The sequence below is a fragment of the Secundilactobacillus malefermentans genome, from assembly GCF_008033155.1.
GTDB classification, from domain to species: Bacteria; Bacillota; Bacilli; order Lactobacillales; family Lactobacillaceae; genus Secundilactobacillus; species Secundilactobacillus malefermentans.
In genome coordinates, this window is record NZ_CP042371.1 from 945,679 (window position 1) to 961,678 (window position 16,000).

At 42.4% G+C, this 16,000-nt stretch carries 13 protein-coding genes and 1 tRNA gene; 3 read left to right on the forward strand and 11 right to left on the reverse strand.

Annotation, left to right across the window (positions count from 1 at the left end; genetic code table 11):
• Nucleotide 1: 1 nt before the first annotated feature.
• Genes FGL90_RS04580 through yycF form a run of 3 tightly spaced genes read right to left on the reverse strand, consistent with a single transcriptional unit; the run spans nucleotide 2 to nucleotide 3,917 of the window.
• Entirely contained in the window at nucleotides 2-1,309 is a 1,308-nt protein-coding gene (locus tag FGL90_RS04580) for a YycH family regulatory protein (protein ID WP_010619042.1), read from the reverse strand.
• The gene (gene walK, locus FGL90_RS04585; protein WP_147657095.1) at nucleotides 1,296-3,179 is read right to left on the reverse strand and encodes a cell wall metabolism sensor histidine kinase WalK; all 1,884 of its coding nucleotides are present in this window, start codon (nucleotides 3,177-3,179) and stop codon (nucleotides 1,296-1,298) included. Before walK ends, FGL90_RS04580 begins: the two co-directional genes overlap by 14 nt.
• 24 nt (nucleotides 3,180-3,203) lie before the next feature.
• Nucleotides 3,204-3,917, reverse strand: a complete 714-nt coding sequence (gene yycF, locus FGL90_RS04590) for a response regulator YycF (RefSeq protein WP_010619040.1) — start codon at nucleotides 3,915-3,917, stop codon at nucleotides 3,204-3,206.
• Nucleotides 3,918-4,282: 365 nt separating this feature from the next.
• Between yycF and FGL90_RS04595 the strand changes: the two genes are divergently transcribed.
• Nucleotides 4,283-4,355, forward strand: a tRNA-Lys gene (locus FGL90_RS04595).
• A 374-nt stretch (nucleotides 4,356-4,729) separates the two neighbouring features.
• Nucleotides 4,730-6,253, forward strand: a complete 1,524-nt coding sequence (locus FGL90_RS04600) for a ClC family H(+)/Cl(-) exchange transporter (RefSeq protein ID WP_147657097.1) — start codon at nucleotides 4,730-4,732, stop codon at nucleotides 6,251-6,253.
• A gap of 40 nt (nucleotides 6,254-6,293) precedes the next feature.
• On the opposite strand, the gene FGL90_RS04605 is transcribed toward FGL90_RS04600, so the two are convergent.
• From FGL90_RS04605 to FGL90_RS04620, 4 genes are read right to left on the reverse strand one after another with little or no spacing between them, the layout of a single operon-like run.
• Nucleotides 6,294-7,169, reverse strand: a complete 876-nt coding sequence (locus FGL90_RS04605) for a lysophospholipid acyltransferase family protein (protein ID WP_147657099.1) — start codon at nucleotides 7,167-7,169, stop codon at nucleotides 6,294-6,296.
• Nucleotides 7,170-7,173: 4 nt separating this feature from the next.
• Nucleotides 7,174-8,124: a glycosyltransferase family 8 protein gene (locus FGL90_RS04610; RefSeq protein WP_147657101.1), complete on the reverse strand. Its 951-nt coding sequence runs from the start codon at nucleotides 8,122-8,124 to the stop codon at nucleotides 7,174-7,176.
• A gap of 4 nt (nucleotides 8,125-8,128) precedes the next feature.
• A complete protein-coding gene (locus tag FGL90_RS04615) occupies nucleotides 8,129-8,929 on the reverse strand; it encodes a glycosyltransferase (RefSeq protein WP_263862598.1) in 801 nt (266 codons plus the stop codon).
• A 26-nt stretch (nucleotides 8,930-8,955) separates the two neighbouring features.
• Entirely contained in the window at nucleotides 8,956-9,738 is a 783-nt protein-coding gene (locus FGL90_RS04620; RefSeq protein ID WP_147657105.1) for a 1-acyl-sn-glycerol-3-phosphate acyltransferase, read from the reverse strand.
• A gap of 232 nt (nucleotides 9,739-9,970) precedes the next feature.
• On the opposite strand from FGL90_RS04620, the gene FGL90_RS04625 reads away from it, so the two are divergent.
• Nucleotides 9,971-10,519, forward strand: coding sequence for a TetR/AcrR family transcriptional regulator (locus tag FGL90_RS04625; protein WP_147657107.1), 549 nt, complete (start codon nucleotides 9,971-9,973; stop codon nucleotides 10,517-10,519).
• 103 nt (nucleotides 10,520-10,622) lie between these two features.
• Here FGL90_RS04625 and FGL90_RS04630 read toward each other — a convergent pair whose 3' ends face one another.
• The 4 genes from FGL90_RS04630 to dnaB form a co-directional block, all read right to left on the reverse strand.
• Nucleotides 10,623-12,248 (reverse strand): peptide ABC transporter substrate-binding protein, encoded by a 1,626-nt coding sequence (locus FGL90_RS04630; RefSeq protein WP_010619033.1) that lies wholly within the window; start codon nucleotides 12,246-12,248, stop codon nucleotides 10,623-10,625.
• A gap of 575 nt (nucleotides 12,249-12,823) precedes the next feature.
• The gene (locus tag FGL90_RS04635) at nucleotides 12,824-13,093 is read right to left on the reverse strand and encodes a hypothetical protein (protein ID WP_147657109.1); all 270 of its coding nucleotides are present in this window, start codon (nucleotides 13,091-13,093) and stop codon (nucleotides 12,824-12,826) included.
• A gap of 62 nt (nucleotides 13,094-13,155) precedes the next feature.
• Nucleotides 13,156-14,328, reverse strand: a complete 1,173-nt coding sequence (locus FGL90_RS04640) for an MDR family MFS transporter (RefSeq protein ID WP_010619031.1) — start codon at nucleotides 14,326-14,328, stop codon at nucleotides 13,156-13,158.
• 287 nt (nucleotides 14,329-14,615) lie between these two features.
• Complete coding sequence (gene dnaB / locus FGL90_RS04645) at nucleotides 14,616-15,995, reverse strand: replicative DNA helicase (protein WP_010619030.1); 1,380 nt, start codon at nucleotides 15,993-15,995, stop codon at nucleotides 14,616-14,618.
• Between the last annotated feature and the right edge of the window lie 5 nt (nucleotides 15,996-16,000).

The window sequence follows — 16,000 nt, forward strand, 5'->3', positions numbered from 1 at the left end:
ATTAGTTACTCAACAATGACTCGTAAGTCCGCCATTTTCCCTGATATCTCACGTACCAAGTTGGGTTTAAGTCAACGACTTCACTTGACGCTTTATTCTGCTTCCATTCATAGCCTAGTTGAATATTATCAACATCCGCTTCCTTAATACCCGCCTGTTTCAGCTGATCCAGCATCGATTGGGTTGTCGGCAGGTCCTTATCTTTCTGTCTTGAAGGAACCGGCACCTGTAATCCGTACAGCGAGAAGTTGTAACGTTTGATGCTTTGACCCTGCAACTGAATGCGTGCAGTCCCATATTCTGCTTGATTAAAGATTGGGAAGCCTTCAACGAAGCCACGGTAGGCAACGCTACTCGTTTTTTTATTGTAATAGTAGAATCGCGTGTTATCTAACGGAATGCCAATCTTTTTCAGGTCACCATATGATCGCAGCAACATGTTTGTATACGTATTAATCGACTTCATTGAGCTGTAATCACCGTAAGTGACAAATCCCGTTTTCGTATTCACTTGCAAACGATGGTAAGAGCCATCATCATACGTTGTCACATTTTGACGTTTCTTAATTGAAATGTTGTCATTATCTGAACTCATCAGCCGGTTAACAAAGTTATTGGCATCCTGTTTGTTAATCATGTAGCTATACCGCGGCATTTTTAGGCCTTTGTTAATGAAAACAGTTGGTTGATCACTGACCATCTTGAGATTAATTGGATACTTAATTAAGTTTGTTTTTAAAACGCTGCGTAATTTACTCAATTTTTGACCACTAACAGTAACCCGATAAATTCGATAACCGTTATCGTTTAGAAGATAAATGTGCTTCGCATCGTCCATTTTGATTTGAATTCGGTTAAATTTTCGATTGCGAACACCCTTCAACTGGTTCTTAAAGACGCGATTGAAAACCTTCACGGTAATGCTACTATCGTAATTCATCATCACGGTGTCCGGCCGGCGCAATTGCGCTAAATAGTCGGACTTAGAGCGTGATTTAACTAAAACCATTCGATTCGATTTCCAAGTACTCATTCGGTCCCGAATTTCAGTCACTAAATTAACCTTGTGATTATTCACCAAATTTTGATTGCCACCAACATCCGTTGTGATGACCTGAACTGGCAAATAAATATCACGAATTGATTTCGTACTCAAATCCCGTTGGGTACTCGTACTCGTCACGGTATCTTCCTTGTTACGTTCATACCTCACTGGATTATTTGTCCAAATAAACCACGACAAAATCATGCTAAGAACGACCGCAACCAGGAGCGCCACTGGTAAAAATATTTTTCTAGTTACTTTCATCCCAAAGGTCCCCCTCGTACGGTTCATAAGGTAGCGTAATGTAGAAAGTTGAGCCTCGGCCTTCGTGACTATCAACCCAAATTCGGCCACCCAGCATTTGGACAGTTTCTCGTGAAATTGCCAACCCTAGTCCAGTTCCACCTTGTGCTCTAGCCCGGGCCTTATCAACTCGATAGAATCGATCGAAAATGTGGGTCTGATCCGCCCGCGGAATTCCCAATCCTTGGTCACTGATACTGATGATGACGTTGTTATGGGTTTCCACCAAACGGCAGGTAATGACGCCACCATCTGGCGAATACTTGATGGCGTTATTCATGATGTTATCAAGAACCTGAGTAAATCGGTCCGTGTCAATTTCTACCCATAAATCGCGTTTGGTAAAATTACGCTTGATTGAGTAGTTCTTTTCCGGTTCTTCCTCATCGCTCTTCTTTTCGTTACTCGTAATAATCATGTCGAAGCGATCGAGGACATAGTTAAATAGCTCGTTCAAATTGACGAGTTCTAAATTCATCTTTTGTGTTCCGGAATCCATTCGTGACAGCGTTAATAGGTCATTAATCATTCGAATCATTCGGTCAGTTTCTTCCTGGGTCACCTTTAAAAACTTGGGTGCAATCTTCGGATCCTTCCAGGCACCGTCAGATAAAGCCTCGACGTAAGAACGCACGCTTGTCAGCGGTGTCCTTAACTCATGAGAAACGTTTGACACGAATTGTTTTCGATCCTGATCAATCTTTTGCTGCTCAGTGACATCATGAAGGACACAGACGAGTCCGCTAATGAAGCCAGATTCCCTTTGAATCAATGAGAAGTAAGCCTGCAAAATTAAGTCATGTTCATCAGTTGAAAAATCGAGAATAATTTCGTCTGGATTTTCGAGGAGATCTCGCAATGAGTATTCCTTGCGAATATTCAGGATATCTAGGATTGATTTGCCAACAGCATCATCATTTTCTAGATCCAAGAAATCATTCGCCATTTCATTAATCGTGATGACGTTTCCTCGTCGATCGGTTGCTAAAACACCGTCAGTCATATGGGACATAACGGAATCCAAACGACGTCGCTCTGATTCAGTTGATTCCTGAGCTTCTTCAACTCTGACAGACAGGTTATTAACGGCGCCAGCAAGTTGTCCGAGTTCATCATTTCCATATACGTGAACTTGGCCAGAGTAGTCCCCTCTCGCAATTCGCAAAGTCTGTTTCTTCATTTCATCGATGGGCCGGGTAATTGCTCGCGAAATAACGATTGCCAGCATTAAGCCAAGGACAATCGCAATCAGTGCCGCAAAGACGTAGATCAACGTAATTGTATTGATGTTGCTATAAACGCTATCTAAACTAGCCCGCATGTAAATAACCCCGACAGGCGTGTTGTTATTGCTGCCGGCAGTTTGGCTCCGAATAATCGGTTTTACCGTCATATAGTAGTGATTGTCCCCACTATCAACGGTCGTCCGGTCAATTCCCGCACTTCTTGTATTATAAATAACGCTCTTAATCCCACTATCAGTCGTTTTCTGGCCGACAACGGATTGATCGTTAATTTCATTTGTTCCACGGATGGTTCCCTTACTATCAATGACCTCAATTTGCGCGTTATTAGGCGCATTCACGTCTTGCAAAATAATTCTAATTCGCTTATTTGCGGCACCAGAATTACTGCGCACTAACTGATCTGCCAACGAAGTGCTAACGTACGGCGGTAAGGTCATCTGTGATTTAAATGTATTAATATTTTGTCGTTCAAGCTGTTGAACGAAAATTGCCCCAACAATTTCCAGGGTCACTATCAGCATTAGCGCAAATACGAGCGCAATTTTATAATGAATGGACTGATACCAACGCAGTTTTGTATTCACGCTTTTTTGACTCCTCCGTGCAAATTAGCTTTGTTCGTTATCTGGGTTGCGTAAGTAATACCCTACGCCCCGGCGAGTCACCAACCATGTTGGGTGACTTGCATTATCTTCAATCTTTTCTCGTAAACGTCGAACCGTCACATCAACCGTTCTGACATCACCAAAGTAGTCGTAGCCCCAAACTGTTTGCAGTAAGTGCTCACGGGTCATTACTTGACCTAGGTGTAATGCCAAATAGTGTAGTAGTTCAAATTCACGATGGGTTAATTCGATATTTTCGCCACGTTTTGAAACGGAGTAGGCATCTGGATGAATAACTAAGTCCCCAACTTCAATATCTTGGGTTTCATTATCATCTGCCTGAGCGTTAGAAACCGTATTTTGACGACGCAAATTAGCTTTAACACGCGCAATCAATTCACGATTTGAGAATGGCTTGGTAACATAATCATCAGCACCAAGTTCGAGTCCTAGCACCTTATCTAACTCAGAATCTTTTGCAGTGACCATGATAATTGGCATGTCGTGGTTCTTTCTTACCTGACGGGCAACTTCTAGTCCATCAATCTTTGGAAGCATTAGGTCTAAAATAATGAGGTCTGGGTTAACATCCTCAACTTGTTGGATTGCTTCTTCACCGTCAGAGGCAACATATACCTCGTAACCTTCTTTAGTTAAATTAAATTTCTCAATATCAGTAATTGGTTTTTCATCATCGACAACTAGAATTTTCTTCATGGATGTTCCTCCTTAAAGGATTTTCATTTCTCGTTTTAAATTTTTAATTTCAAATTATCGTTTCGCTCATTCCGATTAAGTCACTCTGCCAGGAGCGTCCAGCTAGAATGAATAAACATCCCTAGATCACCATTTTCGGCCATTTAGGATAGATTTTTATTCCAATTTTTAAAATAATTAGAATTAAAGTCATTATAGCACAGACTACCTACTGACGCATAAACTCGGCATTTCTTGGGTCATTTGTCGTCAAATTGTACGGAGATTGTAAATGAATTTTTAAAAAAAGGTGTTGCGTTGCTAAAAGCTACATGGTAATATTATTATCGTTGTTAACGAGCAAGTTTTGTTAACGCAAATTATATGGGCAGTTAGCTCAGCTGGCAGAGCAACGGACTCTTAATCCGTGGGTCCAGGGTTCGATCCCCTGACTGCCCATCATATAAAAACACTAAACAGTAATCACGCTGCGTTAAATCGCCGTGATTGCTGTTTTTTTATTTCAGCTACTTTGAGTTTAAGCCCATCAGATTAATTTTGGGTTAAATAATCCACTTACAAGTTATATACTACAATCAGAAAGAGGTGTTTATGATGAATGAAACCAAGAACCCGTATTGTCACGAAGGAATGGTTTGTGAACCCGGCTGTGGTTGCGCCAGATCTGATGGTATTTGTCACTGCCCCATGATCAGTGAAGATAAGTGCGCCTGTGACGGCTATTGTGGAAATCCAAATAAGTCCTAATCAGCTTCCACGCGTGTGGTAAACTTATTTATAAGCTTATTCACGAAACGGACTTGACTATAGTTATGGAACGAAAAAAAATTGATCGATCAAAAATTAAAATTGTGGCCGACAGCTTCTTAGTCGGTCTTTTTGCCGGAATTGTGGTGAGCTCGTTTCGCTGGCTCATTCAGCACGGCCTCCTCATTTGGAAAAAAATGTACCACCTATCTGTTAATTGGCCAAACGTCCTATTCCTCTTAGTTGTGATTTTGCTAGTTGCTGGTATCGTTGGGCACCTCATCAAAGGTCATTCACACATTATGGGTTCAGGAATTCCGGAAGTGGAGTTACAACTATCAGGGCAACTTTCACTCAAGGCTTTCCCCTTACTCTGGCGCAAATACATAGCGGGGGTCCTCATGATCAGTTCTGGCGGTATGCTTGGACGAGAAGGACCCTCAATTCAACTGGGTAGCCTAGTTGGACAATGGTACGCGGAAGGACGCCATTTAGATGAACAACGATGGCGGTTAATGATTGCTGCCGGTGCCAGTGCTGGTTTGTCAGCCGCATTTGGAGCTCCTTTGGCGGGTGCTATGTTCATTTTGGAAGAAGTCGCGCATAGTTTTTCACTTTTACTTTGGTTGAGTGCATTAAGTAGTGCGCTTGCTGCCGACTTAGTTTCCGAGCAAGTCTTCGGTCTAAAACCCGTCCTAGATGTCGTTTACACGCACACTCTGCCCCTTCAATACTTCTGGCTTCTAATCCCCTTAGGAATTCTGTTGGGTCTTTTAGGACGTCTCTATCAAGTTGTGACGTTAAATATGCCACGTCTCTATTCAAAAATTCCATGGTTGCCGAGGCGCTACCACGGCGGCATTATGCTTCTCCTGATTTGGCCATTAGGCATTTTGTGGCCAGCCGTCATTGGTGGAGGAAACGACGTCATCAAGCTTTTAGGGACCCACCGCTGGACACTCCTATTTTTACTCGGTGTCGTGCTTGTCCGCTTTATCTACTCGGCCATTTCCTTTGGTTCGGGCGTTCCAGGTGGCATTTTCTTACCAATCCTCGCCCTTGGCGCTGCAATTGGTGCGCTAATCGCGACGCTTGCCGTTAGTTTTCATTTGATGCCAAATATGTACATCCCCAACCTCATCATCGTCAGCATGGCGGGCTATTTTGCCGGTATCAGTAAATCTCCTTTTACCGCGATTATCCTCATTACCGAAATGGTGGGCTCAATTATTCACTTATTGCCCCTCATCATCGTTGCGCTAATCGCCTATCTAATGGTCGATTGGCTGGGTGGTTCGCCAATTTACAACGCACTGGCTTCTCAAATTGCTCTCAAAAATCAAATTAGCACCCCGGCTGCAAAGTTAGATGAACTCACCATTACTATCTCACCAGCAAGTTTAATCGCTGGCAAAGAGGTTCGTGGTGTTGACTGGCCCGCCGGCGTGATTCTAACGCGTGTGCATCGACATAATCGTGAACTCGTTGCAAATGGTGACTTAACTCTCGCTGTTGGTGATCAGCTGACACTTCTATTTGATAGTAACCATCGGCCAAAAATCAATCAATTTAAGGAAACGTACCTTTAACCAAATTAAAACGCCACTACATTTTTGTAGTGGCGTTTTTTTAAGCCTCCTGCGGAATCCAACCCGCAATATCACCAGGCGTAAATTCGTAGGTCAATTTTTTCCCATATGCGCGCTCGTACGCCGCACACTTTTGATCATAATCCTGTTGCATCATCGCCAAACTATTTTCATGCACATTTTTAGTCGCATCGGGATAGATTGGTTTCAGGATATGCATGATGAACTGCACCTCGTTGAAATCAACGCTAACTTGCTGATGGGTATCCACAATTTCGACGAAACACGAAATGATTGGAACATTGAATCTCGCAGCGTAATAGTACGCCCCACGCTTTGGTGGCCGCGGCTTACGATAATTAAACCACATTTCCTGTTCCGGATAGATTAGGATAAAATGCTTCTTTTCTAAAATATCTGCCAACATATTTGGAAACGGTCGCGCCATGTACTGGGTACTCGTACTCATTGGAATCGTATCGTAAAAATTCATGACGAAACCAACAAATCCCTTCATTTCAAGGTTAGTCGCTTCACTCACGATAAATAGTCGTGACTTACCACTCACCCGCATGGCCTTGCTGACAACCGTATTTTCGATTGGACTAAAGTGATTGCTCGTGACAATTGCCCCACTTTTAATCGCTTGAATATTCTCGCTCCCGACAACTTTGGTCGTGCGCATAATCCACTTTGATGCCACTCGCAGCATGCTTCTTGCGGCGACATTTTTAACCTTATACCGCCAATTTTCATAGTAATGGAGGTAATGATTCACCACTTTTTCCTGCTGCTGCATGGTCATGACCGGATCATTCGTTTCCACTTTATCGTTAAATCGCTGTTCAGTGACTGCTTGTTTAATATTTTGAATGACTTCTTCGCGGTTTCCCGCCACTAATTTGCTAGCATCCATGTGCCTACTCCCCTCCGTTCAACACCTTTTTAAAGGTAATCTCCTCATCAGGAACACTATTTGCCATTTTAATTAGACTCAACAAATTGGTTTGATCTTGCTGAACGTCTTTTGATGAGTAATGCTTTTTCATTTCTAAAAGCTCATCATAGAAGCCTGATTTACGGGCGGTTTCCCAGAAAAATGTTTCATGTGGAACATTTTCATAGTGCGTTGGCTTCTTGAATAAGTTGTAATGAATAATTTTAGGATCCGCCGTCAACATCTCAGGAACCGCTGTTTGATCATTCCACTTTGGATCTAAATAGAGGGTCTTTTGGTAAGCTAATGCGTTCAAATAGTCTTGATCCGGTGCAATGACACTAAAGTGGTAGCGATTAAACAGTTCTAAAAACTGTTTGCTGAAATTAGTTGCCCTAAATTTCTTTAAATTAAGCAAGAGGACGCCGGAATTGACATACTTGCCAGCGGGGACGCCCACCGCATTGTTATCGTAGTTGACGCCTTCCGGAATACTAGCGGTAAATGTATCCGGTGCTGCAGCAATCAGATTATTGCCCAATTCCATTTCATAAAGTTCCGATATATCGCCTGGTGCTAACATATCCGCATCCAAATAAATGGCCTTATCAAATTGCGGGAACATGTCCGCAATAAATAACCGGAAGTAGATGGTTAACGTACTGTAGTCGCCACGTAATTTTGCGTTATCCGCCGTCATTTGGCGTTCTAAGACGTTTGCCATTGGGACAAATTCAAGTGTAAAGGATGCTGTTTCTTGCTCTTTAAGGCGTTTCTGATTGCGCTCAGTTATATCTTGGTACAGAATAATTGCTTTGTAATCGTATTTTGGTGATGCAGACGCAATTAGTGAATTGATCATGACGCCCAAATAGGGAACGTACCGATCATCTACTGAAAAAAATAATGGAATCGTCTCTCTTATATCTTGCATATCGCTAAAGCCTCCTCAGCTTTGGTTGTAATTCTTGATACTCAGCCAGAATATCATCATAGGCGTGCAGGTTCAGAACCTCGTGCATTTGGTCAACTTGCCAAGGCTTTACCTTCTGCGTGTGAATCCAAGGCCAAAATCTAAAACTCGTGGTAAAGTGCTGAAAAACGGTGTTCTTTCGGAGTCGTTTCTGTTCATTGAATCGCTTTGATACAATTTTCTTGGATTTTGCGAGTTTATTAAGTGCTGATTGATCTGGCATGAAGAGCCACTTAGTTGCGCACATTTGCCGACATTTTTCGAATAATCTTGTCTGTCGAATTTGCGCCAAATTCAGGAGCAAAACGCCAGAGTTCATATAGTCCAAAGAATCGGCTCTTCGATGAAATAACCACTTTCCATATCGATCTAAGACGCCCATCACTTCAGTTTGACCCATTTCCTGATAATAGAATGAATGAAAATCTTGGTGACAAATAATATCAGTATCTAAATATAATAGTTTATCAGGTAAGGATGGAATCAAATCGGCGTAGAGTCTGATCATGCAATATGGCGTAAACATGGTGTTCATATTGGCTGTCGGTGGATTGTCCATGAATTCTTTCGTCACATCCACCTTCGTCACGGTGCTATCACGATGTTCAAGCTGAACCCGCTCGTTTAGAAATTGAATCGTCGCATCATCAATCGCGTGATACGTTAGTTGCGTCGTCTTGATTGCCGCCGTTAACACAAAAATATGCAGCGGCTCTTTCGTATGCTTTAATAGCGAGATGATTGAAATTAAAAGTCCATCCGCCATCTTGTCGTTCCCACAGTATAAAATGTTCAACTATCTCGCCCCCTTTGATAATGAACGGTTTCATAATGACTTTCTTTGCTTCTCATAACCATACAATCATGAACTTCTTGATTCAACTTCTTCCGTTGGTCTTTTTTGTTCAGTGTCTGATCCGGCAAAAATGGGCCATCCACATAGACCGTTAATCGCGGTTTCGACCCCCAGCGCCGCTTTTGGTACGTCGTGGTCATCGCAAACGCAGCTGCCTGCGTTTGAACCGGGTAGTGAAACGCGCCATCCGGAAATGGTCTAATTTTCGTGTAGTACGGCCAAACGTGCGCTTCCGGATAAATGGTCACAGCCTGATTCCGTTGAATGAGCGACTCAATTTCCCGATTAAATTGACCCATTTGGTGAATCGAATCTGGCAAAATTAGCGCACCCGCAATTGGGATCAATTTTCCAAGAACTGGAATGCCTAGATTTGCCATGCCTGCCATCATGTAGGTTCGTTTAGGCGCCATGACCTGCAGGGGTGTGAAAACATCCCCAACCGGCTGCGTGTGATTCCCATAAACGAAGTAACCCTGATGACGGTACGGTTTCAGTACTTTCCGGTTCTTCACTGTCACATGGAGTCCCCACTTACAATAGAAAACGCCAAACAGCCAAAACAAGCCGTACAGAAACCTTGATAACCAGCGGAATCCCCAACTATTGTGCGACCAACTGTACGCACTAGGTAGTTTTTGATCCTGATTTTTGCTGGTCACAAAATCATCCGTAAATGACTGATAATAGTAAGTTTTTGGCGCCTTTTTCCCTCTCAAACCGTTATCTCACCTCCCAACGATTGGTATGTGTATCAGACTAAGCTTAGCCGCAAAATTCGTCAACCTGCGTTGCTGAATTCACCTTAGTATATTATCCCAAAAGTCAGAAATTTCAAGCCTAATTCCCTATTCTATTGGGATTTAAGCTACATAAACTAACAAGTGTTAATTAACGCGACATATATTATAATATTGTTGACTAAAACTTTAATTAGGAAGGCTTTTACTTATGACTGATTTGCGTATTAGACGAACTGAAATTGCCATTAAAAGAAGTTTCATTGATTTAGTAAATCAAGAGGGATTTAACGCTATTTCCGTTACCAAAATTGCCGAAAATGCGATGATTAATCGGCTCACCTTTTATAAACACTATGCCGACAAGTACGACCTGGCTGAAAAACTAATCAAAAGCCTTTCGGCCGACTACCGCCAAGCCGTTGAAGAACGCATTCAACTAATGGATAGTGGTCTTGATTTTGGGGAAATCATTAAGATAATGACCCCCGAGTTAAAGCAGGTTTTCTTGAATCAACGTGACACCATCAAGGCTTTAAATACCATTCAAATTGGTTCTTTAACGCTTCAGAGTGAAATTAAAACCATTATTTCAGATAATATCGACCAATTGACCCATCACGAATCATCGGTGCTGGAAAAGGCAATCACCCTCTCCCTTTTTCTAACGATTATTAATTACGTTTTAGAACAGGAAAAGATTCCCAATTACCATGAAATCGGCCAAATATTGCAGAACATGCAACACTATTTTAGCTAAACAAAAACCACTTAGAGCTCTCAGTCAGCTAAGTGGTTTTATTTATCTATTTAGTTTTCTCAAACTCGTGCCCTAGTTTGAGCTTTCTTACCAATCGTTTAGTCTACTTCCAGTAGGCGTATTTGTACTGTGCTTCCGTGATCATTGAGTAATCCATGCCACCGACCTTATCACTCACTAGGTAGGCCTTAGCTTGTTGATAAAGTGGAACCAAACCAGCATTTTCTGTCACGTAGGTATCTGCTTTCTTCATCAAATCCCAACGTTGCTGAGTCGTGTGGTTCGAAGTATCGTTAATCTCTTTAATCATGTTTTGATACGTCTTGTCGTCCCACTTTGTGAAGTTGACGGGGTTTGATCCATCAGCCATTTGGAGGAAGTCTAACGGATCGTACCAATTGGTTGACCAGCCATCAAGATCGATGTCGTAGTCCATCTTAGCGCCCTTGGCAATTTGTTGCGCCAAAGGTAATGATTGAACCGTCACGTGAAGTCCTGGCATGTACTTTTCTGCTTGTTGTTGCAGGTACTGGGCGACATGCTTTTCATCATCTGTATCAGCAGATAGGATTTGAAGGTTAACAGTTTTCTTTCCAAGTTGCTTCTTGGCCTTATTCCAAAGGACCGTTGCTTTTTTAGGGTTATAACTCAGCAAATTACCAACTTCTTTGGTGAAGTCTTCACCCGTCTGAGGATCCTTGGCATCCCCCTTTGGAATTAGGCTGGTTGCCGGGGCTGAACCGTCTTGAAGGACGTTCTTCGTAATTGATTCACGATTGATGATGTATGAGAATGCCTTACGAACGTTCGCATTATGCGTAACGGCCTTCTTATCGTTGAACTCCAAGAAACGCATTGACCCGTTTAACGTGGTCTTCAAACTCTTGTTGTTCTCGTTATTTTTAACGTAGGTCCCACTCAAAGCCGTTTCCTGAACCTTGCCAGACGTAAACAGGTTTTGAGCTGTGCCAGGTTCCTTAACAACTTGAACGGCAACCTTATTAATTTTCACGTTTTTAGCATCCCAATAGTGGGTGTTTTTAACGTATTCCCAGTCGTCAGATGTTCCGTTCCAGTTAACTAGCTTGTAGGCGCCGTTGGTCACTGTTTTAGCTGATGAGGTTCCATACTTACTGCCATACTTCTTGAAGGCGGCTGTGTTAATTGGGTACCCTTTTGAAGCTAAAATATCGTTCAACCAAGGTTGTGGTTTTGATAATGTGATTTGCAGTTTCTTCTCGCTAAGTGCCTTAACCCCTAAGGCGCTCGGCTTCATTTTGCCGGATTGAACGGCATTGTAATTCTTGAAATACTTAAAGTCACTCGCAATTTGTGACTTAGATGTTGGATCAACTTCATGTTCAAATGACGTCACAAAGTCCTGTGCGGTAACCTCGTCGCCGTTTGACCATTTGGCATCCTTTTTCAAATTGTAAGTATAGACCGTGCCATTATTGGTTGGCTTAACTAACTTAGTCGCAACGCCAGGAATGACGTTGCCCTTTTTGTCGTAAGCATAAAGCCCCTCATACGTTTGGCCAATGATTGCGGAACTGAAACGGTCCCCCGATAGTGCAGGATCCGCCGTAGCAGGATTCCCACCAAGTGTGACGTTTAATGTTTTGTTTGAATTAGTTGAAGTTGAATCGGCGTTGCCACTCGTACAACCTGCCAAAATTAATAATAAACTACCAAGTGCAACCGTTAATAGCGTGTTTTTCTTGTTCATGTGATATTTCCCCCGTTAAGTTCAAATAGTGATTAGTCAACTTGTAGCATCGCAAAACCATGCCAGATCGGAAGCTGCGGCGGACTCTATTTAACCCTTTAACTTGTGCTTGTTTCATACTCTCCATCATGTTGACCTCTCTTCTTTGTCTTAAATTGGGGTACTAAAAAAGTCGCCCCTGGTCCATTAAGAACCAAGGGCGACTGTCGCTTTACCACCTTTTATTTGAAAGCCGCTCACACGACTTTCCTCTGGGAGTTCGTATTCAAACTCCGGTGCGGTAATGGGCACCAATCAGCACTAATCTTCTTAGTACAACTTCGAGACTCGTTTCACCATTTCAAACCGGTTTAGCTTCCATTAACCTAAACTTGCTGAGCGTGTTTGACTTGATTACTTTTCTCTTCATCGTTATTCATTATTATGAAAATCTATGCTGATAAAGTTACCTCTTTTGCATAAAACTGTCAACAATTAATTATAATATTCATTTAATCAACCCATTTATACATTATTAAAATTCAATGAGTTAGCAGGCTTATCGACACTTTATACAAAAAATGAATTTTGATCTTTTACTGTCGTGAAAATGGAATGTGGTGCTTTGGCTGATTAATTTTTTGGACTCGGACTTTCGTTGTTACCTTGTGGGTCGTTGTGCCCTCATTTTGCACGGCAACTGAATGGCCCTCAGTGGCAACCAACGTTGTTTGGCTGGCATCCGGTGTCACATAATTTGTCGAAATTTCAAACCGATTTTGCTTAGAACTGGTCATTACAAAGAAAGAGCTACCGATAATAATTCCAGCGGCAATCCCCACGATTCCCCGAAAAATTCGTTTCATACTCCTCTACTCCAATCAAGATGCTAAAACAAGTATAGCACCGCTGTGTTTCAAAATTAACACTAATAGACTTCCGTTTCATTTCTTTTTAAATGGACGATAATCAAATTTAAAATTAATAGGCCAAAATTGGCAATTGCCGCAATCAGAAACAGCCATGAGTAACTCAATCCCTCAATGACTAGTCCACCAAACAAGGGACCAATCGCCTTACCAAATGAGGCCCAGGAGTTGAGTAAGCCTTGATACTTACCTTTAACCGCCACTGGTGTCAATTCGTTAATAATTGCTGGCATGGCTGGAAACGCCGTTGCTTCCCCCATCGTTAGAATCACCATCGCCAATATAAAGTGCATATAATCATGGGCAAACATCAGCGTCACAAACGAAATCGCAACAAAGAAAATTCCCGCATACACTTGAATGTAGATATTTTTCATGTAGTGCGCCAACCGATTAAGAATGAGTTGGAAAATTACAATTAATCCTGCGTTTAAAGTCCATAATAGACTATAATTTCGCATCGGAATTCCCATTCCGGTCATATAGACGGACAAGTTGGATACCCATTGTTCGTACATAATCCAAATGATGACTAAGGTGAAAAAGAAGGTATAAATCACCCAGTTATTTGCCTTTGGAAGTCGAACGAGCTGTTTGGCGCCGTCTGGCTTACGGCGTTTGGCAAGGGCTGGCACCTTATAGTAAACGGCCACCACGATAAACAATAGGACGTACAGCACCGTTGTAATCACAAATAGCAGCGACATACTGATATCGTATACGAAGCCAACCAGTGACGTTCCAAAAACGACCCCCAAATTTTGCATAAAATAGAGCATGTTGAAGACGTAGCGGCCATCTTTTGAATGGATCGTGGTTCCCAAAGAGTTGACCTGGGTGATGATCCATCCCGTCCCGAATCCAATTGCGACAAGCCCAATCGGATACGCCGGCCAACCATGGAGGAAGATTAGCGTTGCCATTGCCAAACCTGAAACGCCCACTCCAAGTAGCGTCAGAAGTTGGGGATTCAGTTGATCAAACAAGCGGCCACTAATATAACTGCCAATCACGTTCGCAATCGAATACATTAAGAGAATGACACCAACCTCTGTCAGTGATTTGCCAAGCGCATTATGCATGTAAATGGTCGTTAACGGCCAGATGAAACTCGTTCCAATACTATTGAGCATGGCGCCCGTTAGTAGCCACTTTAAGCGTGATTCATGCACAAAATCACCTCCATCTTTTGTTTTCCTTAATTAAACCTTTAATAAGTCATGGTTTATTTGTCACATTTTCTTCAAACTTTTTGATTATACTATGTTCATAAGTTAGAAATAAGTTACTAACCTTCCCCCAAACACTTCTTTTCATGTACTCCTCCTCCCCTTGGAATATATAGAATTGAATCATATATAAAATCAACAGGTTAGCCCGAGAGGCTGGCCTGTTTTTTTGTTTAATTCGGTAAAAAAAGGCTGGTCGCAAAGCGCAATGCTTTGCCCAGCCTTTAACCTTAACCTCGTTGATCAGGGACGTTTGAAATCGATGAGAACTTGTTGTACGACTTCACGAAGAGTAACTTAACTGTTCCTCGTGGACCCGAACGGTTTTTCTCAATAATAACTTCAACCGGTCCAACGTCCTGCACCTCGTCACCACCGTCGTCATCATCATCGTCACGATCATAATAATCATCCCGATATAAAAATGAAACGATGTCGGCATCTTGTTCAATTGAACCAGATTCCCGAATATCAGAAAGCACTGGTCGTTTGTCCTGACGCTGCTCAACCCCACGTGACAATTGGGAAAGCGCGATAACTGGAACGTGAAGTTCTTTGGCTAATTTCTTTAATTGCCGTGAAATAGCGGAAACTTCTTGTTGCCGGTTTTCAGCACCCGTACTTTCAACTAGTTGGAGGTAATCAATGACGATTAGTCCAAGTTCACCATTTCGATCCTTTTCCAATCGGCGACATTTTGCCCGAATTTCGGACATTTTGATGCCGGCCGTATCATCGATGTAAATGTTTGCTTTGGAAAGGCTTCCCATCGCAACCACCAAATTTTGCCATTCTTCTTCAGTTAGCTGACCCGTTCTTAAATGGTTGGCATCAATACTGCCTTCAGCACAAAGCATCCGGTTAACCAGTGATTCAGCACTCATTTCCAAACTAAAAATGGCCACTGTTTTGTCAGTTTTTGTTCCCACATTTTGGGCAATATTTAACGCAAATGCAGTTTTACCAACGGCTGGACGCGCCGCTAAAATCATTAATTCATCTTCATGAAGCCCAGTTGTAATCTTATCTAAATCACGATAACCCGTTGAAAGACCGGTAACCGTGTCTTTTTGTTGGGCAAGTTTATCGATTTCTTCAAAGGTGCTCGTCAAAACATCCTTGATTGGCTTAAAACCAGAGGAATTTCGATCCTCAGCCACGTTCATGATGCTTTGTTCAGCCTGCGCTAGCAGGTCATCGACAGATTCATCTTGCGAGTAACTTTGCGTCACAATGTCGGTTGCTGTTTTAATTAACCGGCGGAGAATTGCCTGCTGAGAGACGATTTTTGCGTAGTAAATAGCGTTAGCTGCCGTTGGAACTGAAGATGCCAGTTCGGCGATGTAGTTCACGCCACCGATGTCCTCCAGCTGATTACGGGTGGTTAGCTCGTCGCTGACAGTCACCGCATCAATTGCCTCATCCCGATCATTTAGATCAACCATGACAGCAAAAATAAGCTGATGAGCACGGCGGTAAAAATCATCCGGTTGGAGGTATTCCATCGAATCCACTAGCGCATCTGTGCTTAGAAAAATAGCACCTAAAACGGCTTTTTCTGCTTCTATATTTTGTGGTGGGGTTTGATCATTAATAATCTCGTTATTCATTCTTG